This window comes from Arenimonas sp. (assembly GCF_035721105.1).
Lineage (GTDB): Bacteria > Pseudomonadota > Gammaproteobacteria > Xanthomonadales > Xanthomonadaceae > Arenimonas.
Window position 1 is genome coordinate 1 of the sequence record NZ_DASTNG010000035.1, and the last position, 21995, is coordinate 21995.

26 protein-coding genes are annotated in these 21995 nt (G+C 69.4%); 9 read left to right on the forward strand and 17 right to left on the reverse strand.

The window, feature by feature from the left end:
* Nucleotides 1-1214: GGDEF domain-containing response regulator (locus tag VFQ84_RS04480; RefSeq protein ID WP_325129638.1), on the reverse strand; the 1214-nt coding region annotated here is incomplete at its 3' end.
* A 99-nt stretch (nucleotides 1215-1313) separates the two neighbouring features.
* Nucleotides 1314-2171 (reverse strand): PA4780 family RIO1-like protein kinase, encoded by an 858-nt coding sequence (locus VFQ84_RS04485; RefSeq protein WP_325129640.1) that lies wholly within the window; start codon nucleotides 2169-2171, stop codon nucleotides 1314-1316.
* A gap of 193 nt (nucleotides 2172-2364) precedes the next feature.
* On the opposite strand from VFQ84_RS04485, the gene VFQ84_RS04490 reads away from it, so the two are divergent.
* The 3 genes from VFQ84_RS04490 to VFQ84_RS04500 all read left to right on the forward strand — a co-directional run bounded on the left by VFQ84_RS04490 (nucleotide 2365) and on the right by VFQ84_RS04500 (nucleotide 4544).
* The gene (locus VFQ84_RS04490) at nucleotides 2365-2700 is read left to right on the forward strand and encodes a YkgJ family cysteine cluster protein (protein WP_325129642.1); all 336 of its coding nucleotides are present in this window, start codon (nucleotides 2365-2367) and stop codon (nucleotides 2698-2700) included.
* 90 nt (nucleotides 2701-2790) lie between these two features.
* Nucleotides 2791-3351, forward strand: a complete 561-nt coding sequence (locus VFQ84_RS04495) for a BLUF domain-containing protein (RefSeq protein ID WP_325129644.1) — start codon at nucleotides 2791-2793, stop codon at nucleotides 3349-3351.
* 101 nt (nucleotides 3352-3452) lie between these two features.
* Complete coding sequence (locus VFQ84_RS04500; protein ID WP_325129646.1) at nucleotides 3453-4544, forward strand: diguanylate cyclase; 1092 nt, start codon at nucleotides 3453-3455, stop codon at nucleotides 4542-4544.
* 10 nt (nucleotides 4545-4554) lie between these two features.
* On the opposite strand, the gene VFQ84_RS04505 is transcribed toward VFQ84_RS04500, so the two are convergent.
* Nucleotides 4555-5445 carry a transporter substrate-binding domain-containing protein gene (locus VFQ84_RS04505; protein ID WP_325129648.1) on the reverse strand — a complete coding sequence of 297 codons (891 nt, stop codon included), beginning with the start codon at nucleotides 5443-5445 and terminating at the stop codon, nucleotides 4555-4557.
* A gap of 46 nt (nucleotides 5446-5491) precedes the next feature.
* Nucleotides 5492-5755, reverse strand: a complete 264-nt coding sequence (locus VFQ84_RS04510) for a DksA/TraR family C4-type zinc finger protein (RefSeq protein ID WP_325129650.1) — start codon at nucleotides 5753-5755, stop codon at nucleotides 5492-5494.
* Between the two features lie 174 nt (nucleotides 5756-5929).
* Here VFQ84_RS04510 and VFQ84_RS04515 point away from each other — a divergent pair, with 174 nt between their 5' ends.
* Nucleotides 5930-6922 carry an OmpA family protein gene (locus tag VFQ84_RS04515; protein ID WP_325129652.1) on the forward strand — a complete coding sequence of 331 codons (993 nt, stop codon included), beginning with the start codon at nucleotides 5930-5932 and terminating at the stop codon, nucleotides 6920-6922.
* Nucleotides 6923-6926: 4 nt separating this feature from the next.
* Here VFQ84_RS04515 and VFQ84_RS04520 read toward each other — a convergent pair whose 3' ends face one another.
* From VFQ84_RS04520 to VFQ84_RS04545, 6 genes are all read right to left on the reverse strand, one after another.
* Entirely contained in the window at nucleotides 6927-7166 is a 240-nt protein-coding gene (locus VFQ84_RS04520; RefSeq protein WP_325129653.1) for a hypothetical protein, read from the reverse strand.
* Between the two features lie 290 nt (nucleotides 7167-7456).
* Nucleotides 7457-8605, reverse strand: a complete 1149-nt coding sequence (locus VFQ84_RS04525; protein ID WP_325129656.1) for an NAD-dependent epimerase/dehydratase family protein — start codon at nucleotides 8603-8605, stop codon at nucleotides 7457-7459.
* A gap of 160 nt (nucleotides 8606-8765) precedes the next feature.
* On the reverse strand, nucleotides 8766-9410 hold the full coding sequence (locus VFQ84_RS04530) for a peroxiredoxin-like family protein (RefSeq protein WP_325129658.1): 645 nt from the start codon (nucleotides 9408-9410) through the stop codon (nucleotides 8766-8768).
* Nucleotides 9411-9480: 70 nt separating this feature from the next.
* A complete protein-coding gene (locus VFQ84_RS04535) occupies nucleotides 9481-10569 on the reverse strand; it encodes a DUF1615 domain-containing protein (RefSeq protein WP_325129660.1) in 1089 nt (362 codons plus the stop codon).
* Between the two features lie 32 nt (nucleotides 10570-10601).
* Nucleotides 10602-11531, reverse strand: a complete 930-nt coding sequence (locus VFQ84_RS04540; RefSeq protein ID WP_325129662.1) for a M14 family metallocarboxypeptidase — start codon at nucleotides 11529-11531, stop codon at nucleotides 10602-10604.
* 58 nt (nucleotides 11532-11589) lie between these two features.
* Complete coding sequence (locus tag VFQ84_RS04545; protein ID WP_325129664.1) at nucleotides 11590-12159, reverse strand: CIA30 family protein; 570 nt, start codon at nucleotides 12157-12159, stop codon at nucleotides 11590-11592.
* 128 nt (nucleotides 12160-12287) lie between these two features.
* Between VFQ84_RS04545 and VFQ84_RS04550 the strand changes: the two genes are divergently transcribed.
* Complete coding sequence (locus VFQ84_RS04550) at nucleotides 12288-12644, forward strand: DUF1428 domain-containing protein (protein WP_325129666.1); 357 nt, start codon at nucleotides 12288-12290, stop codon at nucleotides 12642-12644.
* Here VFQ84_RS04550 and VFQ84_RS04555 read toward each other — a convergent pair whose 3' ends face one another.
* The 3 genes from VFQ84_RS04555 to trmY all read right to left on the reverse strand — a co-directional run bounded on the left by VFQ84_RS04555 (nucleotide 12645) and on the right by trmY (nucleotide 14650).
* Nucleotides 12645-13577, reverse strand: a complete 933-nt coding sequence (locus VFQ84_RS04555; protein ID WP_325129668.1) for an alpha/beta fold hydrolase — start codon at nucleotides 13575-13577, stop codon at nucleotides 12645-12647.
* A gap of 131 nt (nucleotides 13578-13708) precedes the next feature.
* Nucleotides 13709-14029, reverse strand: coding sequence for a quaternary ammonium compound efflux SMR transporter SugE (gene sugE, locus VFQ84_RS04560; RefSeq protein WP_325129670.1), 321 nt, complete (start codon nucleotides 14027-14029; stop codon nucleotides 13709-13711).
* Nucleotides 14030-14056: 27 nt separating this feature from the next.
* Nucleotides 14057-14650 carry a tRNA (pseudouridine(54)-N(1))-methyltransferase TrmY gene (gene trmY / locus VFQ84_RS04565; protein WP_325129671.1) on the reverse strand — a complete coding sequence of 198 codons (594 nt, stop codon included), beginning with the start codon at nucleotides 14648-14650 and terminating at the stop codon, nucleotides 14057-14059.
* 186 nt (nucleotides 14651-14836) lie between these two features.
* Between trmY and VFQ84_RS04570 the strand changes: the two genes are divergently transcribed.
* From VFQ84_RS04570 to VFQ84_RS04585, 4 genes are all read left to right on the forward strand, one after another.
* Nucleotides 14837-15988: an SPFH domain-containing protein gene (locus VFQ84_RS04570; protein WP_325129672.1), complete on the forward strand. Its 1152-nt coding sequence runs from the start codon at nucleotides 14837-14839 to the stop codon at nucleotides 15986-15988.
* Between the two features lie 9 nt (nucleotides 15989-15997).
* Nucleotides 15998-17314, forward strand: a complete 1317-nt coding sequence (locus VFQ84_RS04575) for a TFIIB-type zinc ribbon-containing protein (protein ID WP_325129673.1) — start codon at nucleotides 15998-16000, stop codon at nucleotides 17312-17314.
* On the forward strand, nucleotides 17314-17592 hold the full coding sequence (locus VFQ84_RS04580; protein ID WP_325129674.1) for a hypothetical protein: 279 nt from the start codon (nucleotides 17314-17316) through the stop codon (nucleotides 17590-17592). Before VFQ84_RS04575 ends, VFQ84_RS04580 begins: the two co-directional genes overlap by 1 nt.
* An 86-nt stretch (nucleotides 17593-17678) precedes the next feature.
* Nucleotides 17679-18158 carry a VOC family protein gene (locus VFQ84_RS04585; RefSeq protein ID WP_325129675.1) on the forward strand — a complete coding sequence of 160 codons (480 nt, stop codon included), beginning with the start codon at nucleotides 17679-17681 and terminating at the stop codon, nucleotides 18156-18158.
* Here the strand turns inward: VFQ84_RS04585 and VFQ84_RS04590 are convergent.
* The 4 genes from VFQ84_RS04590 to VFQ84_RS04605 all read right to left on the reverse strand — a co-directional run.
* On the reverse strand, nucleotides 18155-18808 hold the full coding sequence (locus tag VFQ84_RS04590; protein WP_325129677.1) for a hypothetical protein: 654 nt from the start codon (nucleotides 18806-18808) through the stop codon (nucleotides 18155-18157). The genes VFQ84_RS04585 and VFQ84_RS04590 overlap by 4 nt on opposite strands.
* Before the next feature lie 127 nt (nucleotides 18809-18935).
* Nucleotides 18936-19499, reverse strand: coding sequence for a hypothetical protein (locus tag VFQ84_RS04595; RefSeq protein ID WP_325129679.1), 564 nt, complete (start codon nucleotides 19497-19499; stop codon nucleotides 18936-18938).
* A gap of 185 nt (nucleotides 19500-19684) precedes the next feature.
* Nucleotides 19685-20197, reverse strand: a complete 513-nt coding sequence (locus VFQ84_RS04600) for a hypothetical protein (RefSeq protein ID WP_325129682.1) — start codon at nucleotides 20195-20197, stop codon at nucleotides 19685-19687.
* A 452-nt stretch (nucleotides 20198-20649) separates the two neighbouring features.
* A partial coding sequence (locus tag VFQ84_RS04605; RefSeq protein WP_325129684.1) for a pentapeptide repeat-containing protein occupies nucleotides 20650-21995 on the reverse strand: 1346 nt, incomplete at its 5' end.

Below are 21995 nucleotides of genomic sequence, written 5' to 3' on the forward strand. Positions count from 1 at the left end.
ACCTGCGGCATTTTCTCGGCCACCGCGCGGGGATTGCCGGCGGCCAGCTGGTCGAGCAGCGGATCCAGGCGCAGCGGTTCGGTGGCGGCCGCGGCGCCGGGCGTGGCGTCCTCGGTCGCCCCGGCGGCGGCCGCCGGTCCGGCGGGCCCGGGCTCGACGGGGGCCGGCGGCCCCGCCGGCGCGGCGGGCAACGCGGCCCCGGCAGGCGCCGCCTGCTCCGCGGGTCGCGGCGTCTTTTCGGCGTGGGCCGCACCGGCGACGGCCAGCGGCACGATGGTCGCCTCGACGTGGACCACCGGTGTCGCCGACGGCGTCGCCACGGCCGGCACCTCGGCTGCGTCCAGCAGCGCCTGGCACTGGTCCATCATCGCCTGCGCGCCCAGGCCCTCGCCCAGGTCCGGGCACAGCACCGCGGCGCCGAGCTCGACCGCGATCGGGTCACCGTTCTCGTCGGTGGGCGGCTGGCCCAGGAGCTCCAGGCGCAGGCGGCCGATCATGCCCTCGATGCCGGCGGGGTCGCCGCCGGGCAGCGACAGCGCGAAGCCTCCCAGCCCGACCCGGGCCGCGGTGTCTTCCTTGCGGATCCGGCCCCGCAGCATGCGCGCCACCTGCAGCACCAGCGCCTCGGCGACCTCGCGGCCGTGGTAGAGGAAGAAGCGGCGGAAATCGAGCATCTCCAGCCGCACCAGGCACAGCGGCTGCTGGTGCCGGCGCGCGTAGGCGATGTCCTGCTGCAGGCGATCGAGGAAGCCCGCCTTGTTGCTCAGGCCCGTCAGCCCGTCCAGGGTCGACTGCGCCTGCAGCTGGCGGGTGACGCGCTGGTTGTTGGCGTGGGCACGGGCGCGGGCGACCAGGTCGGTGGTCGAAAAGGGCTTGGTGATGAAGTCGGTGGCGCCCATGTCCAGGGCCCGCATCCGCGCCGCCTCGTCGTTCTCGGCGCCGGTGACGATGATCAGCGGCAGCGACTGCAGGCCGGCGTCGTCGGAGCCGCGCACCCGCCGCAGCAGTTCGTAGCCATCGGCAACCGGCATGTTGAGGTCGGAGAAGACGACCTGGATCGACTGGTCCTCGCCGATCATCTGCCAGGCCTGTTCGCCATCGTCGGCGGTGACCACGTCGAACTCGTCGCCGAGCATCTTGTGCGCGGCCTTGCGCATCAGCTTGGAGTCGTCCACCACCAGGATGCGCGCCTTGGCGCCCGTTTCCCCGCTCATCCCTGCCCCCTGGCAAGCAAACTCCGCCCAATCTAGACCACCGCGCCCGGCCTGCCCAGCATGGCGGTCACAGAACCCGGTTCCGGGACCGGGACGGCCTCAGTCCTGCTCGGCGGCGGCCTCGCGGCCCTGCTGGCGGATGATGGCCTCCTGGCGAGCGTCCTCGATGCTCATCAGCACGGCGCCGAGGTCGGCCTGGCGCTGGTCGAAGGTGAAACGGCCGGTCAGCGCGGCGTCCGGCCGCAGCTCGCCGCGCTCGTAAAGGGCCCACATCTCCTCGCCGAAGTGGGTCCCGCGCAGGGCCGGGGCGAACCGGCCCAGGCTGTCGCGCAGGTTGTGCACGTCGCGCAGCAGCATGTCCCGGGCCGCATTGTTGCCGGCGGCGCTGACCACCTGCGGGAAATCGATGATCACCGGGCCCTCGGGCGAGACCAGCACGTTGTACTCGGACAGGTCGCCGTGGATGAGGCCCAGGCACAGCATCCGGACCACGTCGCGCACCAGGGCCTGGTGGAAGGCCACGGCCTCGTCGTGTTCAAGTTCGACCTCGCCCAGGCGCGGGGCGCTGTGGCCCTCGGCGTCGGTCACCAGCGCCATCAGCAGCACGCCGTGGTGGTAACCGTAGGGCCGCGGCGCGCTCACGCCGGCCTCGACCAGTTGGTAGAGGGCGTCGACCTCGGTGTTCTTCCAGGCCGTCTCGAGCTCGCGCTTGCCGAACTTGCTGGCCTTGCCCATCGCCCGCTGCTGGCGGCTGCCGCGGACCTTGCGGCCCTCCTGGTACTGCACGCGGGCCTGGAAACTGCGCTGCCCCATGTCCTTGTAGACCTTGGCGCAAAGCACCTCGTCGCCGGCACGGACCACGTACACCGAGGCCTCCTTGCCACTCTTGAGCGGGCGCAGCACCTCGTCGATCACGCCGTCGTCGATCAACGGCTGCAGGCCCTTCGGGGTTTTCATCGGTGCGGGGCGGGCCAGGGGCGGGCCGGCATTATGGCCCAGGGCCGGCCCCGGCGCCCGCCAGGGTGTAGACTGCGGCCGCCAGCTGATCCGCCTGCGCGTCCCGCCGTCCCGATTACCGGGCTCCGCTTCGCCCCTCCGCCCCGCGCCACCCACCCGCCCCGCGGGTCGGTCCGCCATTCCGAAGCCGCCCATGCCCATCGTTTTCCGCGACGACGACCAGCGCGTCGATCCCACCGTTTCCTGCGACCGCTGCGCCGCGGTCTGCTGCCGCCTCACCGTCGTGCTGATGCCGGACGAAGTGCAGCCGCCGCACCTGGTCGACGTCGACCACCGCGGCCTGGACGTCATGCGCCGCGATGCCGACGGCTGGTGCGCCGCGCTCGACCGCGAGCACATGCGCTGCGGCATCTACGCCACCCGCCCCAGCATCTGCCGCAAGTTCGCGATGGGCGGCGCCTACTGCCGCGACGAGCGCGCCAGCCACGCCCGGCATCCGGCGCCGCTGCCGGTCAAACCCGCCGCCTGAAGGTGAAAAACAGGTGTAAACGCCGGAATTCACGGTGTCCATGAAGCGGGACGTGGAATGATCGCGCCGTTCCAGAACGAGGCTCCCCCCATGGCATCCCTGCTCCGCCTGACCTACGCCAGCCGCGCGCGTTTCGACGACGTCAACGGCAGCGCCGGCATCCATCCGGAGGTCGCGCGCATCCTCATCCAGTCGCGACGCAACAATCCGCGTCGCGGCCTGGTCGGTGCGCTCTACTTCGGCGACGGCTGCTTCTTCCAGTGCCTGGAAGGCCCCGCGGCCGAGGTCGAAGCGCTCTACCAGCGCCTGCACGACGATCCCCGCCACCACGACCTGAAGGTGCTCGCCCGGGACGTGGTCGCCCGCCCGAGCTTCTCCGGCTGGGCCATGAAGCTGGTGCCCAACGCCAGCGAAGTGCGCCGGCTGATGGCCCGCCACGGCCGCGCCAGCTTCGACCCGTACAGCTTCGACGCCGCGCTGCTGGCCGAGACCACCCGGCTGCTGCTCGAAGGCCCGGATGCCAAGCTCGCCGCCGAGGTGGTGACGCCGCCGCCGGGCGCCCCCGAGCCCGGCCTGGGCCTGCGGTTCACGCTGGCCGCGGTGGCGGTCCTGCTGCTGGGCGTGGTCGCCACGGTCGCCGTCGCACGCTGATCGGCCAAGGCCCCGCGTCCGTCCGGCGAGGCTGAATCTTTCCCGCTCCCCCGCCGCGCGGTCCGCTATGCTGGCCGCGTATCCAGGGGGGATGCGACGACTTGCCAAGCTCCACGCCACCGGCGCCCGGCGGGCCCGGCGAGGCCCGTCCGGGCCATCTGCGCAACCTGCCGAAACGCACCTACCGATTCCGCATCCTGGGCATGGGCCTGGCGGCGCTGCCGCTGGTGGTCGTGCTGGCCGGGCAGCAGGCGTCGTGGCCCTACTGGGCCTGGGCGGCCTTCGCCTGCCTGGCCTGGCCGCACCTGGCCTACGTGCGCGCCGTGCGCCACCGCGACCCCAAGCGCGCCGAACTGCAGAACTTCGTGTTCGATTCACTGCTGGCCGGGTCTTACGTGGCGGTGCTGCACTTCAACGTGCTGCCTTCGGTGCTGCTGATGACCATGGCCACGGCCGACAAGGTCAATTCCGGCATCCGCGGACTGTGGCTGCGGTCGCTGCCGGCGATGGCGCTGGGGTTGGTCGGCGCCGGGCTGTTCACCGGCTTCCGGTTCGAACCCGAGACCACCATGCCGGTCGTGCTGGCCTGCCTGCCGATCATGGTGATCCACGCGCTGGCGGTGAGCCTGTCGAGCTACCGGCTGGTGCGGCAGGTGCAGCGCCAGAACCTGCAGCTCGAGGCCCTCAACCGCACCGATGCGCTCACCGGGCTCGACAGCCGTGACCACTGGCAGGCGCAGGCCGGCCACATGCTGCACCGGCGCCACGCGAAGCGGCAGGCCGCCACGCTGATGCTGGTGGACGTGGACCGGTTCAAGACCGTCAACGATCGCCACGGCCACGCGGTGGGCGACGACGTGCTGCGCGCCATCGCCGAGCGGCTGCAGCGCGCCTGCCAGCCCGCGGGCCACGCCGGCCGGCTGGGCGGCGACGAATTCGCGGTGGCGCTGCCGGTCGACGCCGGCGCGGCCGCCGCGATCGCCGAAACCCTGCGCCACGAAGTGGAATCGCTGCGGCTGCCGGCGATGCCCGACCTGCGCCTGTCGATCAGCATCGGCCTGGCCGCGGCCGGCGACCGGGACCTGGACCTGCGGCAGTGGCTGGAAACCGCGGATCGCGCGCTTTACGACGCCAAGCGCGCCGGCCGCAACCGCGTCGCCCTGCTGGCCCGCGCCGAGGACCTGCCGGCCTGAGCCGGCCGCTTCACTCCGGCGGCGTGCGCGACCAGCGCAGGCCGAGCCAGAACAGCAGGCCCAGAAGGATCAAGCCGGCGATCCACCACGACACGCTCGAGCGCCCGCTGAACGGGATCGGACGCTGGTGGCGTTCGGTCGGCACCCGGGCGGGAATGTCCTCGGTCATGATCCGATCGAGTTCGCCGCTGGCGCGCAAGTTGTCGATGCCGGCGTTGATCTTCTCCCGCAGCGCCGGGCGGCCCCGGCTGACGCCGAAGGCATAGTCGCGCTCGAGCATCGGCGGGCTGAGCGCCACGATGTCCTCGAGCCCGTGCACCGCGATGGCGCGCTCGCCGATGTCGCTGGGCACCAGCGCGAAGTCGGCCTCGCCGCGGACCACGGCCAGCACGGCGCTGTCCTCGATGTTGATCGGCTGGATGTCGACGCCCGCGTTCTGGTTCGACAGCCACTCCCAGGCCATGCCCGCGAACTGGACCGCGACCCGGCGGCCGGCCAGGTCCTCGACGCCGTCGATGCGCCCGGCCTTGCGCCGCCCGAACACCTGGTGGTGCCGGCGCGCGAAGGGCTGGCTGAAGTCGAAGCGGCGGGCGCGGTCCTCGGTGATGAACATGGGCACCATGTCCACCGAGCCGCGCTCGAGCAAGGACAGCGTGCGGCCCCATTCGACCAGGCTGAATTCGACCTGCAGGTCCTGGTCGCGGGCGATGGCGCGGACCAGTTGGACGTCGCGGCCGGCGGCCTGGCCGTCTTCGTCCAGGTAGTGGAAGGGCGGATAGTTCGGGTCGCCGCCCACCAGCGCCCGCTCGGCGGCCATTACCGGGAGGGCGGTGGCCAGCCACGCGCCCAAGAGGAGCCAGCGACCGCCAAGGCGGAGGGTCTGCGGGAGGTCGTCAAGCATGGCCGGAGCATACCCAATCCCGGGCGCCAGGTCCGTGAGCCTGGCCTCAACGCAGCTGGCTGTCCTTGCTGCCGCGCCGGTTGTAGCCGGCGCCGGCCTGGACCCCGTCCCGCGCCGACTGGCAGGGCACGCACAGGCGCACGCCCGGGAGGGCCTGGCGGCGCGCCTCGGGGATGGGGTCATCGCACTCCTCGCAGCGCGACAGGCTGGGACCGGTCGGCAGCTGGCTGCGCGCGCGCTTGATCCCGTCCTTCACGGTCGCATCGATCTGATCCTGCACGGCGCCATCGCCGGCCCAGCCGGTGGCCATCGTCCTGCTCCCTGCCTGTGTCCAAGGCTGCAAAGATGCGGCCACCGGCGGCCGATGCCAAGGGTCCGGGGGGCCGGCCGCTGACCGCGGGCGCCCCCCTTCCGCGTGTGAAGGGGGTGGAACGCCCCGGGGCGCCGGATCCTGCCGGCCCCTTCCTTCACGCTGGAGACCGCCATGCGCCTGACCCCCGTCCTGCTCGCCGCCGCCCTCGCCTTCGCCGCTCCGCTGGCGCCGGCGTCGGCCTCCCCCTCCGACGCGGCCCCGGCCGCCGGCATGGATCCGGCCGGCGCATTCGACCCGGCGAGCGTCCCGGAGTCCACCGCGCTGCTGCCGCCCTTCCCGTTCTTCAAGGCGCCCGAAGGGCTGGTGAGCACCCTCAGCGACCGCGACCGCAACAAGAATTTCGACCGCGAACACATGATCGCCGGCGACCAGGTCGTCGCCGTCGAGGGCAAGGTCTTCCGCGACCGTTTCCAGCTCACCAACCCCGACCAGCGCGAGTACTCGGACATCGAGTTCCACCGCAACTACGCCAACGCCATCGCCGAACTGGGCGGCCAGGAAATCAGCCGCACCCAGTACACGCACGCGGTCAACGACGCCTTCGGCGGCCGCGACGCGGTCGACAAGCACTACCACGGCACCTGCGCCAGCGACGGCTGCGAGAACCACACCTACCTGATCCGCCAGGACGGCAAGGAGTGGTGGATCCAGGTCAGCACCGGCGCCATCCCGCTGCACGGCGAGCTGGTGGTGCTCGAGCGCCAGGCCATGACCACCCGGCTGGCCTTCATCGACGCCGCCGCCATGAAGAAAGCGCTGGACGCCGACGGCCGCATCGCGCTCTACATCAATTTCGACATCGACGAGGCGACGCTGCGGCCCGACGCCGGCCCGGTGATCAAGGAAATCCAGAACCTGCTGGCCGCCGATCCGGCGCTGCGGCTGTCGATCGACGGCCACACCGACAGCACCGGCACCGCCGAGCGCAACCGCGAACTCTCGCGCCAGCGCGCCGAAGCCGTGCAGGCCGTCCTGGTGTCGCGCGGCATCGCCGCCGATCGCCTGCAGGCCCGCGGCTTCGGACCCGACCAGCCGCTGGCGGACAACGGCACCGAGGCCGGCCGGGCCAGGAACCGTCGCGTCGAGCTGGTGCGCCTGCCCTGAGGCGTCAGCCGCCGCAGCCGCCGCAGCAGGTCGAAGGCAGCGGCATGATCTGGGCCAGGGCCACCGGCTGGTCGGCGCTGGCCAGCAGCCGCGCCAGTTCGGCCACGCCCAGGGTGGCGGAGACGCGCAGCAGGCCGGTGGTCCGGTCGAAGTCGGTCATCGCGGCCGGGTCGGCATCGCCGAGCGCGGCGCGGATGGCGGCGAGATTGGGGGATGGCGAGGCCAGGCGGACGTCGTATCGCATCGTTTCACTCCGTGGGTGGGCGGCGCCGTCGGCGACCGTCCGGCCTAGCGTCCGCGACCGGCACCGCCCCCGCCCTGACCTCGGTCAAGCCGCCGCCATCCCACCCCGACCCGGCGATTTGTGGGACACTGCGCGCCCTTTCCAACCACCCAGGCCCAGACCATGAACAAGAAAGCCCGCGCCCGTCGCCGCGCCGCCCGCCTCAAGAGCATCCGCTGAATCCAAAAAAAGGGGTCAGTGTCCATTTGCGTTTGAAACGCAAATGGACACTGACCCCTTTTTCGTGGGCGTCAGGCCTGGGCGTGCCAGGCTTTCAGGAGCTCCGCTTCCTGCTCGCGGGCGATGCCGGCGCGCACTTCGGCCTGGCGCTCGGCCGGCAGGCTGCGGTACCAGGCCAGCAGGTCGCCCACCGTTTCGGCCAGCGGCCGGAACGTCAGGCCCGCGGCGATCGCCCGCGCATTGCTGACCGCGCCATAGCCCGAATAGGGCGACCCTTCGCGCGGCACCCAGATCGGCAGGCCCACCTCGTTCTTCTCGATGAACTCGCGCGGGACGTGGGTGAAGCTCGCCGGGCCGCCGGTGACGGCGTGGCAGCCGTGCACCATCGCATCCATCGACATCGCGTAGTCCGGGCCACAGGCGTTGAAGACGCCCGTGGTGCCGCTTTCGGCCAGGCGGATCATCCACTCGCCCAGGTCACGGCCGTCGATGACCTGCACCGGGTCCTGGCCGTCGCCCGGCACCAGGATCTCGCCGCCCTGCGCGATGCGTTTGGGCCAGTAGGTGAAGCGGTCGGTCTCGTCGCGCGGGCCGACGATGTAGCCCGGCCGCACGATCGTGACCGGCTCGCCGAACTGCTTGCGGGCCTCGGCTTCGCTGAGCGCCTTGAGCGGACCGTACAGGCCTTCGATGTTCGCCATCAGCGTCTCGCGCGTCTCGGCCATCGCATCGGCGCCCGCGTAAGGCGCGAGCGCGGAGTCCTCGTTGATGCCCGCGGCCGCGCCGTCGGCATAGACCGAGATCGTGGAGATGAAGAGGTAGTGCCCGACCTTGCCCTTGAGCACGCGGCCGGCATCACGCACCCAGTACGGCAGGCTGGTGGGATTGTCGATGCACACGTCCCACTCGCGGCCCTCGAGCGCCTTGAGGTCGCCGGTGGTGCGGTCACCGACGAGCTGCTCGACGCGGTCGCCCCATTCGGCGATCGGGCGGCGGCCGCGGTTGAAGGTGGTGACCTGGTGGCCGCGCGCCAGCGCATACGCCACCTGGAACGGACCGGTGAAGCCGGTGCCGCCCAGGATCAGGATCCGCAGCGGCTTGGCCGCCTTCGGGATCGCGTTGCCAAGGCTGGCGGGCACGCTGGCGCTGCCGATCGCGGGCAGCGCGGCGGCGGCGGTGGCAAGGGCGGCATAGCGGAACAGATCGCGACGCGTGGTCATGGCATTCCCCTGGAGATGGTGGGCGACGGCTCCCCGGCGCCCTCCTGGCCCCGCGGATGCGCCACTCTGCCCTGCCCGCCCGCGGCTTCGCCCCTGACAAAAGTCGGGGGCCGGGACGGCCGGGCGGCGCCTGCCCGCCCGGGCCGGCCGTCTTTCGCCTTCAGCGCTTGGGCTGCAGGCGATCCTTGCGGGCGGCGATGGCCTCGGCTGCCGCCAGGATCACGTTGCCCGGGATGCGGATGGTGTAGTCGGGATGGCTGTAGCCGAACTGCAGCACGCCCTCGCCGTCGACGATGTAGACCGAGGGCACCGGCAGCACGGGCACCTCGTTGCCCGAGGCCTTCTCCAGGTCGATGCCGAAGGTGCGGTACTTGGCGACCGTGACCCGGTCGACGCGGAAACCGATGCCGAAGGCCTTGAGCGCCTCGGCCCGGCTGTCCGAGAGCAGCGTGTAGGTCAGCTCGGCGCTGTCCAGGGTCTTGGCCAGCTCCTCAGGGCGGTCCGGGCTGATGGCGATCATCTGGTAGCCCAGCGCCTTGGCCTGGTCTTCGATCAGGCGCAGCTCGCTCAGCTGCAGGTTGCAGTACGGGCACCAGCCGCCGCGGTAGAACACCAGGATGGCGGGCTTGCCGGCCACCTGGCGCGCCAGCGTGGTGGCCTCGCCGGTGACGGTGCGCAGCGGAACGTCGGGCAGCTTCGAGCCGAGCAGGATCGGGCGGACCTGGTCGGCGGCGGGCGCCAGCTCGGCCGCGGGCGCGGCGCTGGCGAAGGTGAGCATCAGGACGGCAAGGGCTTGGCGGATCATCGGACACTCCGGAAGGAAGGGGCAGTACCCCTGGAGAGACACCGGGAAGGCGAAAGGGTTCGCGGCCGGGCTATTTCGCCATGCAGCGCTGGTAGCGCTCGTTGACCCGGGTGGCGAACCAGGCGGTGTCGAGCGCGCGGGTGATCTTCGGGCTCTCGAGCCGGATGCCGGGGATGACCGCCCGCGGCAGCGGCTGGCCGCCGCGGCCCTCGGCCAGCTCGAACACGCGGCGGAACAGCACGGTGTCGTTGAAGTCCAGGCGGTCGCCCTGCGCGAGCTGCCTGCGGATCGCCCGCTCATCCAAGCCCAGCTCGGCCGACAGCGTGCGCACCGCGCGCTCGGTCTCACCGGGTTTTCCCAGCGGCGCGCCGGGCGTGAGCAGGTCGCCGTCGAGCGCCAGCCGGCGCCCGGACGCCACCGCCACCGCCTGCTGGAAGGCCGCGTTGCGGCTGGCGTACCAGCCGGCGTTGTAGTCGGCGAAACGATACACCTTGCGCGTGTAGGGCGTCGGGTAGCCCAGCAGGTGGGCGATGCCGAAATACATCCCACCGCGCCGGGTGAACACCTCGCGACGGAGGCTGGTCTCGACCGCGTAGGGATAGCCGTCGGCATGCGCTTCGGCGAACGGGATCGACACCTGCATCGGACCGCCGGTCTGCACCGGGTTGCGCCCGTCCAGGAGCTGGCGACCCAGCGGCACCCGGCCGGTCAGGTCCTCGTAGATTTCGCTGAGTTCGCGCTCGGTGCGCACGCGGTCCAGCCGCTCGCCGTAGCTGCGGCCATCGGTGGAGGCGAGCCGCAGCGCTGCGTTGAGCGCGAACTTCGGAACGTGCAGCGCCTCGGCGCGCCGCTCGAGTTCGCGCCGGGAAATGGCCGGCAGGTTGGCCACCGCCGGATCGGCCTGGTAGCCCGACTCCTGCTCGGTCACCGCCAGCACGGCGCAAAGGTTCTCGGGCGTGGGCGCGATGCCCTGGGTGCGCAGCGCCAGCTCGATGTCGGTGGCCCAGCCAATGCGGTCGGGCACGTGCACCGGGATCCGGCGCACGATGTCCTGCCGCACCGCCTCCGGCGACGGGCCCGGCGGCGTGGTGGCGCAGCCGGCGACCAGGACCAGTAGGCCCGCCAGCGCCCACCCGCGTCGCAGGGACCGCTCAGCCACCGCCCTGCCCGCGGCCCGACCGCGCCCGCACCTCAGCCGCCGGCCTGCGCCAGCGCGAAGTCCAGCGCCGCCCGCACCGCCGCCACCTGGGCGTCGTTGCACTGCGCGGGCGAGGCGCGCGGGCTGTCGGGGTAGACCTCGGTGGTGCTGCGGAAGCGCGCGCGGGTGACGCTGGCGCACAGCCCCAGCTCACGGCACGGATAGTTGATGACGCCGTGCGCCACCACCGGCGAGCCGATGATCTCGCCCTTGGCGTCGGCCGGCGCGATATGCGTCACCTGCGCCACGCCGGCGATGATGGCCTGCTGGAACGCGGGCTGCGGGTCCTCGGTGTCGCCCACGGTGTAGAAGCCGTCGGGGATTTCCCCGGGCTCGAACACCTCGCCGTCGCGCGCCGCCTTCGCCGGGCGGAACTCGGACTCGTCGCTGTCGGTGGTCTCGTGCAGGTCCATGTGCACCAGGAACTGGTCGCGCAGCGGCGCCACCAGCTGCTTGAGCGCCAGTGATTCCGCGGCCTGGCCGTCGGGCCCGAACGCGCGGTTTGGGTCCAGCGCCGCGGCGTTCCAGCGCTGGATGCGCTCGTAGGCCCAGGGGCTGGCGCAGGGCACGATCATCAGGTTGATGCGGCCGGCGTAGTCGGCCGCGTGCCTTTCCGCGAACTGCAGCGCGCCGTGCACGCCGCTGGTCTCGTAGCCGTGGATGCCGCCCGTGACCAGCGCGCTGGGCAAGTCGGCGCGCCAGTCGCGGCTGCGCAGCACGTACAGCGGGAACTGGCCGTCGTCGCCGACGTCCAGCACGCCGTACTGCTGCACGTCGAAGCGTTCGCGCAGGCGGTCCACCGCCACCAGCACGTCGTCGGCATAGCTGCGCTGGCGCGCCTGGCGGGCGCGCCAGGCGGCGCGTTCGGCATCGCCCCAGGGCTGGCCGGGGGTGCCGATGGGATAGGTTTCGGAAGCGATCATGGCCTGCGGTTTCCGTGCATGGACGATGCCCGGGACTTTAGCACCGCCGCCCGCCGCCCTACTCCAGCGCGATCCAGTCGACGGTGAGCGCGAACGGCCCCTCGCGCTTGTCGCCGATCAGCAGGCCGATCTCGCGCACCTGCGCCGGCTCGAACGGCGGGCCCAGCAGCGCCAGCCCGTGGGCGCTGGCGCGCAGGCCCGACAGCGGCACCCGCACTTCGGTCCAGCGCCCGGCCTGGGTGGCGAACTCGCCGCCGTAGGACACCGTGATGCCGCGGAAGCGCGCGTCCGTGGCCAGCCGCAGCTGGTAGCGGCGTCCGTCGCCGCGCACCCGCAGCACCACCGCCTTGGCGCCGGTGAAGTCGAAATCCCGCCCCACGGTGCGCACCGACGCAAAGCCGCCGTTGTTGGCCAGCGACAGCACGCCGGTGAAACGCAGCTGCCCGGCATCGACCTCCGGCCCGCCCTGGGACCGGCCGCCCATCACGCCGTCGTTCACCGCGACCCAGCGCGGCTCCTCGGAGGCGCCATCGAAACGAACCAGGGTTTTCATCGGGCCCTCCGGGGCGGCCAGGGAGACCGGGGCCGCGGCCAGGCAAAGCGCCAACAGGGCAGTTCGGGCCAGCATCATCGGCAGCCTCCGGTCGAAAGGGCCTGCATTGCACCGGGCGCGCCGTGGCCGCGCCGTGACGGACCCGCGCTGGCGGCCGCCGGCCGCCGGCGCTAGGCTCCTCGCCTGTCCCGAGGAGAAGCGCCATGAACTACGTCCAGGGTTTCGTGATCGCCGTCCCCACCGCCAACAAGCAGAAGTTCATCGACCATGCGGCGATGTTCGACCCGCTGTTCATCGAGTTCGGCGCGCTGCGCGTGCTCGAGTGCTGGGGCGAGGACGTGCCGCGCGGCAAGCAGACCGATTTCTTCGGCGCGGTGAAGTGCCGGGACGACGAGACGGTGGTGTTCTCGTGGATCGAATGGCCCGACCGCGCCACCTGCGACGCCGGCATGGAAAAGATGATGGCCGACCCGCGCCTCGACCCGCAGGCCCACCCGATGCCCTTCGACGGGGCGCGGATGATCTTCGGCGGGTTTAGCCCGGTCGTCGCGATCGGCTGATCAGGCGCCGCCGTGGAAGTGGCGCAGGGCCGCCAGCACGGCGTCCGGCGCCTCGACCTGCGGGTAATGGCCCACGCCCGGGAGTTCGACCACCGGCGCCCCGGGCAAGACCTCGCGCCAGCGGGCGACGATGCCGCGGCCGGAGATGGGATCTTCGAGGCCGTTGACCAGGGTGATCGGCACGCCGGCCTGTTCCAGCGCGCCCACCCAGCGGGCGCGGTGCGCGCGGCGCTCGGCGATGTAGCGCAGCAGCTTTGGCATCACCGCCTTGCCGCCGGCGCGGACCAGCGCCTGCCAGGCTTCGTCCATTTCGCCCGGGGGCCAGTCGCGGGCGCAGATGGCCTGCAGGCTGGCCTTGAAGCGCCGCTCGCGGGTCAGGCGCACCAGCAGCGGCCCCAGCGGCCCGGCCAGCAGGCGCTGGATTCGCAGCGGACGCGTGGCTTCCGGGAACAGGCCGCCGTTGAGGAAGGCCACCGAGGTGATGCGGAACCCCAGCGCCCCCTCGCGCTGCCGCGCCAGCAATTCCTGCGCGACGGTGTTGCCGTAGTCGTGGGCGACCACGGCGACCTCGCGCAGGCCGGTGGCTTCCGCCAGCGCCACCCACTGGTCGGCCGAGGCCGCGATCGAATACCGGAAGCCCCGCGGCTTGGCCGAGGCACCGAAGCCCAGCATGTCGAGCGCGAACAGTTCATGCGTGGCCGCCAGCCCCGGCCAGACGCCGCGCCAGTCGCGGCTGGAGGTCGGGAACCCGTGGACCAGCCACAGCGCCGGCCCCTGCCCGCCGCGGCGGGCGGCCAGCCGGTGCCCCTGGAACGGCAGCACGAAGGTGGCGGCATTCTCGTAGCTGGTCACGCGATTCCCCGAAGCCAGGTCCTGCATCCATGCGGCGGCCGCCAGGTGCGCCATCGGGCGGGCGGCAGTGGAACTGATCATCAATCCATCCGGCAATAGCGTCCAACGAGGCGCGCATTATGCGGGGCCGCCGACGCCGCGGGAATCGGCGCGGGTCCCCCGCCCGCCGGCCGCACCGTCGGGGCCCGGACGCGCCGGGCGCTGCCGCGAACTCAGACTGGTGTTGCCAGCTTCAGTCCGATGATGCCGGCCAGGATCAGGCCCAGGCTGATCAGCCGCCCGGGGTTGGCCGGCTCGCCGAGAAGCACGATGCCCAGGATCGCCGTGCCCACCGCGCCCACGCCCACCCACACCGCGTAGGCCGTGCCCAGCGGCAGGTCGCGCATGGCGATGGCCAGCAGCCACATGCTGATGACCATGGCGGCCACGGTGCCCAGCGACGGCCAGAGGCGGGTGAAGCCCTCGGTGTACTTCAGGCCCACGGCCCAGGCGACTTCGAACAGACCGGCCAGGACCAGGATCAACCAGCTCATGCGGACTCCTTGGGGCGAGGTAAGGGGCTAGCGTTCGTCCAGCGCGTGGTGGATCAGCACCACGCACTGCGAGGCGAACAGCATCTTCCGACCCAGCGAAATCCGCTTCGTGCCGAGGCGGTCGAGGGTGTGGAAGGTGTTCTTCGGCATCGGGATGTGGTCGGTGAGCAGGAAGCAGGGATTGCCTTCGAACGCCTGCTCGCCGATCGGCGTGCCCTTCGGGGCCATGACGAAGAGCTGGTGGTCGGTGGCCAGCTCCAGCACCAGCTTCTCGAAGCTGATCGTGCGCACGGTAACGCCCGAGGCCACGGGTCGCATCTCTTCCTTGCCCATGCCGCGCGAGGCGTCCAGCGCCGCGGCCACCTTGGCCAGCAGCGCCCGCTCGTCAAAGCCACCGATGTCGTGCATGGCGCCGGCCTCGAAGCGGATCGTGCGCGAGTAGTCCTGCGTGCTTTCCAGCACTAGGTAGACCACCACGTCGGCACGATGCGACTGCGCCACGAAGATGGCGTTCATCAGCGTGTGCGCCAGGATCTCGGGATGCGCGTCCTGGCCGACGGCGGCCAGCAGCTTCTGGCTGTCAGTCGGGGCGGCGCGGGCGCGGAGGACGAAGGTTCGCATTGGCCTGATTCTAGATGACGAAATGGCCGTCGGAGACGCCGGTTGACGTAATTATCCAAGCGCACCGGCCACCGCTTGCCCGCCCACAGGCGGTGACGAACGGCAGTCGTGGTGCGCCACGCGCCGGTTGTATAGTCCGGCAGGCAAGGCCGGTGCCCTACCGGCCACGAAACGCGGAGAACGGTCATGGGTCTTGTGCAGGCGGTGAAGGGTGCAGTGGGTGGCGTGCTGGCCGACCAGTGGAAGGACTTCTACACGGTGCCGGCCGGGCTGCCGGCGACCGCGGCGCTGTTCGCGGCCGTGCCGCAGGGCACCAATGCCGGGCGCGGGTCGAACACCAAGGGCTCGTCCAACATCATCACCAACGGCTCGAAGATCGTCGTGCCCGAGGGCTACGGCCTGCTCCTGATGCAGGACGGCAAGGTCACGGCCTTCGTGGCCGAGGCCGGCGGCTACGAGTGGCGCTCGGACGACATCAACTCCCAGTCCATCTTCGCCGGTGACGGCATCGTCAGCCCGCTGATCAAGCAAAGCTGGGAGCGCTTCAAGTTCGGCGGCCAGCCGGGCAGCCAGCAGCTGGCCTTCTTCGTCTCGCTCAAGGAGCTGCCGGACAACCGCTTCGGCACCCAGTCGGAAATCTACTGGGACGACGGCTTCCTCAACACCCAGGTCGGCGCGGTGACGCGCGGCTCGTACACGATGAAGATCATCGACCCGATCCTGTTCGTGAAGAACTTCGTGCCGGCCACCTACCTGCAGCCGGGCCAGGTGTTCGACTTCACCGACATCGACAATGCCGCCGCCAGCCAGCTGTTCAACGAAGTGGTGGGCTCGCTGGCGCCGGCCTTCAGCCTGTATACGAACGATCCGGGCAAGGGCAACCGCATCACCAAGCTGCAGCAGGACTCGATCGGCTTCGCCAAGAGCCTGTCGGCGGCGGTGGAGCACGCCTACCAGTGGAGCAGCGACCGCGGCCTGGCCATCGTCAAGACCGCCATCATCTCGATCGAGTACGACGCCAACACCAAGGAACTGCTCAAGACCGTGCAGCGCGCCGATGCGCTGGCCGGCTCGCGCGGCAACTCCAACCTGCAGGCCAGCGTGGCCGCGGGCATGCAGGCCGCCGGCGAGAACGGCGGCGCCGCCGGCCTGGTGGGCCTGGGCATGGCGGGCGGCATGATGGGCGGCATCGGCAACCTGCAGCAGCCGGCAGCGCCGGCCGCCCCCGCGGCCGATGACCCGATCGCCAAGCTCAAGAAGGCCAAGGAAATGCTCGACATGGGTCTGATCACCCAGGCCGACTACGACGCGGCCAAGGCCAAGGCACTGGGTCTCTAAGCCGCCGCCATGTCGAACAACACGGGCGCCAACCCGCCTCCCCTGCCCCCCGGCATCGGGCCGGGCTCGCCGCAGGACGTGCCGCCGGAGCCGGGCACGTTCCCGGTCGACCCGGCCACCCTGCCCAAGCCCATCCGGGACGAGGTGCTGGCGCCCGATCCGGTCGCCATCGACACCTCGTCGGAAGAGCTCAAGGACGGCCAGAACCACTGCCCCAAGTGCGGCGCCACCGACATCAAGCAGCGGCCCGGCACGGACCTGCTGATCTGCCTGTTCTGCCGCAACGAGTGGCACGGCGTGGGCGTGGAGGAAGCCTTCGGGCTGGGCGAAGGCCTGGATGAGCTCAGCGGCACCATCATCGCCTCCGGCGCCCGCGACATCGCGGCCGACAGCGCCAGCCTGATGAGCTTCAAGTGCACCGGCTGCGGCGCCGAGGTCACCGTCAACACCGAAAGCAACATGACGGCGCGCTGCCACTGGTGCCGCCACGTCTTCGGCGTCAACGAACAGGTGCCCAACGGCGCCGTGCCCGATGCAGTACTGCCCTTCCGCATCAAGAAGGACGACGCCGTGGCGCGCATCCGCCAGTTCGTCGACAAGCGCCGGATGTTCGCGCTCAAGGAATTCAAGGAACAGTTCACGCCCGAGAACGTGGTGGGCGTGTACATGCCGTACATGATCGTGGACGGCAAGGCCAGCGCCGGCATGGCCGGCCAGGCCGAGATCCAGACCCGCCGCTACACCCGCGGCACCGGCAACAACAAGAAGACCTACTACGACGCCGACGTCTACCAGGTGGACCGCCAGGTGGACTTCACGGTGGACGACCTGCCGCTCGAATCCTCGCGCGAGCGCGGCAAGCTCGACACCAAGGTCAACACCAACAACATCATCAACACCATCCTGCCCTTCGACACCAAGAACGCGGTGAAGTGGAACGCCAGCTACCTGTCGGGCTTCAGCTCGGAAAAGCGCGACGCCGACGTGGAGCACCTGCGCCCGAAGCTGGAGGACCAGCTGCTGTCGATCGCCCGCGCCCAGGTGCACGGTTCGGTGAACCGGTTCGACCGCGGCGTGCGCTGGGAAGAGGAAAGCCTGGACGTGCACGGCACCCGCTGGGTGGCGATGTACCTGCCCGTGTGGCTGTATTCCTACCAGGAGCCCGGCGGCAAGGGCAGCATGATCCACTACATCGCCGTGAACGGCCGCACCGGCGAAACCATGGGCAGCGTGCCGGTGCAGCACTGGAAGCTGATGCTGGCGGCGCTGACGGCCGGCACCTTCATCGAAGGCGCCGTGATTGCCCTGCTGATTGGAGCGAACTGATGAGCGATGACGGTGGCGGCTGGCTGCTGGCGCTGGGCCCCGCGGGGGCGGCGGCGCTGTATTGGGCCCTGTATCGCTATTACCGCAACACCGACAAGTCGCACGCCTTCGAGAGGGAGACGGCGGTGGACGCCAAGCCCGTGACCGGATCGGAGCACAAGATCGACGAGGTCAAGGGCACGCAGCGGAAGCGGGTGCCCGGGGACAACGTGGGCGCCTACCGCACGCGGGTGACCCGCGTCTGCGGCAACGGGTCAGGCCAAGGGCCGCCGGGCTGAGGTCAGCTGCGGCAGCATTACCGGCGCTTGCTGGCCGCGGTGTCGATCCGCACCCGCCTACCCCGCTCCCCGCCAGGAGAGATCGCATGATCGCCAAGAACACCATTTGCCTGTGGTTCGACGGCACGGCCCTGGAAGCAGCCACCTTCTACGCCGCCACCTTCCCCGACAGCGAGGTCAAGGCCGTGCATCGCGCCCCGGGCGACTACCCGGCCGGCGAGGAAGGCGCGGTGATCACCGTCGAGTTCACCGTGCTGGGCCTGCCCTGCCTGGGCTTGAATGGCGGTCCGGCCTTCAGGCACAGCGAAGCCTTCTCGTTCCAGGTGGCCACGGACGACCAGGCGGAGACCGACCGCTACTGGGACGCCATCGTCGGCAACGGCGGCCAGGAAAGCGACTGCGGCTGGTGCAAGGACCGCTGGGGCATCAGCTGGCAGATCACCCCGCGCGTGCTGACCGAGGGCTACACCAGTCCGGATCGCGCGGCGGCGAAGCGCGTATTCGAGGCAATGATGACGATGCGCAAGATCGACGTGGCCAGGATCGAAGCGGCGCGACGCGGCTAGTTCGACGCACAGACCTGCAGCGGGGTGTCCATCAGGCCCTGCACCTGGCGCCAATGCGACAGGCAGCCCGCGTCGCGCGACAGGCGCACCGCGTTGAGGTCGTTCTCGCCGTTGATGTTGATCGTGAACCGCGACTCATCGCGGTAGCGCCGCAGGGCATCCCGCAGGCGGACGGCGCTCAGCGGATCCTTGGCCCGCACGCAGGGAAGGGTTTCCGACTCGATGCGGTCCAGCAGCAGGGCGCAGTTCTGGCCCATGGCTTCGGTCGCGGCATCCACGGGCCGGCTGGGATGGTCCAGGTCGGAAACGTGCTGGGTCTCGCCGCCGAACCACGCCTGCGGGGTATCGGACGCTTTCGTCGGCTTCGAAAAGCGCTGCTGGAAGCTGATCCGGTACGGCTGCCACCAGGGCGCGGGAGTTCCCGCGTCGGGCACGCAGACCGCCTCGAAACGGAGGATCGCCACCCGCCAGCCGGAGCCGCTTGCGTTGGGGTCCGACTCGGGCAAGACCACGGCGGGCGCGATTGAGGCGATCTGGCAGCCCGGGGGCGCCTTCGCCAGCGAGGCGTCGGGCAGATCGTCCGAGATGCCGGCGCCAGGGACGCAGGCGGACAGCAGGGCGATGGCCGCGGCCAGTCCGAAGCGCCGCAAGAGGCGCCGACCCGAGAGGCGCGCTGACGCCGGCGGCCGGGCCAGACCAACGGCACCGGAGGCCTCCGGGGTTCGGCGGGGCGACGCACTCGGCTCAAGTTCAGGCATCAGGCGTTCCTCAGGATGACTAATCGACAACGCAGGCCTCGGGCGACCGCAGGTCGCGCTGGAGCTCCCGCCAGCGGTGCAGGCAGATACCGTCGCGGGACAAGCGTTTGGCATTGAGATCGTTGTCGTCATGAACCTCGACCCTGCGCCGCGCCGGGTCCCGGTCGCGTGCCAACGCCTCCCGCAGGATGTTGCCGATGTGGGGTGCCCGGGTGCCCAGGCAGGGCAAGGCTTCGGACTCGATGCGGTCCAGCAGGACGTCGCAGTTGTTCACCGTGGCCTGCGCCGCGACATCGACCGTCCGCTGGGGCTGTTCAAGGTCAACCACCGGAAGCACGGCGCCCGCGCGCCACCCGCTGGGGACGCCCGGCGATTCAGGCGACATCACGAAGGTCTGCTCGAACGTGATCCTGTAAGGCTTCCACCAGGCCGCGGAATCGCTGACCGGGGGCAGGCAGTCGGCCTCGAAGCGCAGGGTCGCCCGCCACCCGCCGAGGTAGCCCCCGTTGCCATCCGACGCGCGCGGCAGCGCCACGGCGGGCAGCGAGGACACGACCTGGCAGCCCGGATTGGGGCGCAGCATGGACGCGTCCGGGAGAATAATGTCGGGCCCGAAGTCTGTCGGGGACGAGCAGGCCGCCAGCAGGGCCAGCACCGCACCCAGCCAGGCAGCGCGCAAGACGCCGCCAACGGGACGCCCGGCCGCGTCTGGCCGAGTCCCCGGCCTGCCCGAACGGCAATTACCAATGGATACATTCATTGGCATAGCTAATCACAAATCACGGCCCCCGCATCGCGTGCGGGCCGGTTGCCGTTGCTGGCCTGTATCCGCAGGCGCTCGCCTTGAAGCGACTGTCGGAAGTAACGGGCCGCCTGTTGGCAAATCTTCGTCTTTGCCTCGGCAAGGGAGGCCTCACCAAGGGTGACCACCACCACGCGCTGGCCCTGCACAATGCTGGTGCCACGAACGCTGACACCCGCCACGCGCCGCCGTAGCGACGACGCAGCCGCCGCCTGCGCGCTGGCATTGGCCTGGCGCTCCATGGCCTGGCTCGCGCGTTCAAGCTCGCTGTTGACCACCTGCATCGCCGCGTTCATCTCCCGGGCGATCAGATAGGAATTAACCAAGTACGCGTACCAAGGGTAGACCAGCGCCGTGGCGAGGAAGATTGTGACAGCCACCCCGAAGTACGAGCGGTGGTCCTCGCGCCGGGCAGGCGCCGTTGCCCGGCGCCGGAAGTCGAGGTCTTGCCAGTCGGGCTTGATAGAAGGTTCCTTCAACGAGCGTCCTCCCGAAAAGCTAACGTTGGACGGGAGAGTATCCGACACATGGCCATCGGCGGAGAAAGATCCGCTACGTCATCGGCTCGCAGAGCCGCCAGACGCGCGCTTACCGCGAGCAAATACGGTCCAGACGGCACTGCGGCCTTGCCCTAAAGCATCTCACTGCTACTGGAAGCCCCGACCACTGGCATCTACATCGAGGCGATAGTCGTCGCAATGCTAATCAAATCGAACTGATGAGTGACGATGGCGGTGGAATTTCGCTACTGGCACTGAGCCCAATTGGCGTGATGGCGCTGCATTTGGCAATTTAACGACACAGCCGCAATACCGCCAGGTCGCGTGCGTCCGATATCGAGACGAAAGTGAACCCGAAGCCAGCAAGGGGTTCTGACGAAAAAGCTGATGAAGCGAACTCAAAAGCCGAAACGTCCGGAACCTGACGAACGTCAGACTCTGCCACGCAAGAACGACTCAATCTCCGTAGGCATATCTTTGTGGTCGACGAAGCGAGTCAACTTTTTGCGGCCTTCGCTTGTAGTGGTCACCAGCTCATTACGCACTATTGTAATAATTTCGCTGTTTCTCAAATGAGTTAAAAATTCCTTTGCGAATGCGGTGTCAGATTGAGCCGAACCCCTCTGAGTTAGCCCACGAATTTGACTATTTTTCTGATCTGAAATGTTCTCGCAAATCTTGAGAACAATCGCAAATTTTGGATGGTGCTGCAGCTCGACATAGGCTGGAACAGCGTCTGTCGTCGCACCATTGAAACGCAGCCACCCAATCGCTGCCGGTCCAGCGAGAACAACTGCGTCCCCACTAACCTTGACCATAAAGTTCGATGCGGCATCCAGTCCGGTGAAATCAGCCCCTGCCACTGAAGAATTGGAAAGATCGCACTCGAACACAATGGCAGAAGCAAAAGAGCAGCCCCCAAGCTGGCAATCGGTGAACGAAACACGATCAAGAACGCTGGCGCTAAAATCACTACTGGCAAGGTCCAAGCCTTTGAGTGAAACCTCCATTAAGCTGGAATCCTTTGCGTGAATCAGCAGTTTCTTCCTATCTAAGGAAACCGCAGATAGATCCATATCTTTTAGGGCTATCCCTTCGAAATCCAAAGCCCCGCCAGCTTGCTTGCTAGCCACCTTGTGCAGGGCTTTGGCAAAGCCACCTTCCTGGGCCGAGAGAAGATCAACACCGAGCGAAAGATACAGACCCAAGTTAGAGATCTGGCGCTTGGCCCAGTTGCCCTGCAGCGCATTGATGAAGCCTTTTGCAATCTCCGGCGGCGCAGATGCTACGAAAGACCTCATTGGTGACGTAATTGGAAAAGCAGCATCTAGCCCAGCGCCCTTCACTAGCGCTCCCACACAAAGCTCTGCAACCAAGAACTCTCTCAGTGAGTTATGCGAGAAAATCCAACCACTGCGACCACCAGCCTCAGTTCGAGTGAGGGTCGCTGAGCTACGAAGATCTTGGAACAACTCGTCTTGCTTTGCTCGTTTCTCTTCGGGCGACAGGCGGCGCAAGCTGGCCTTAAAGTTATCGTTGATAATCTCTGCGAAAACCTCTTCGTTGGCAGCCGCAACTTCTTTCCTTGAGAGAGTGAGCGCAAGCTTCTGTAGCGAGTCACGTCTATCCTCGGGCGCAAGCGCAGGGGAACGCTGAAGATCGCGAAGCATTAATCGATCAACGATGAGCTTGTATATCTGCCACTCGGTCAGAGTAGAAGGCTCTTGCTCAGCCGAAGCATCACGCAGCTCTTCGATAAGCTCCAGAAGGTAGGAAA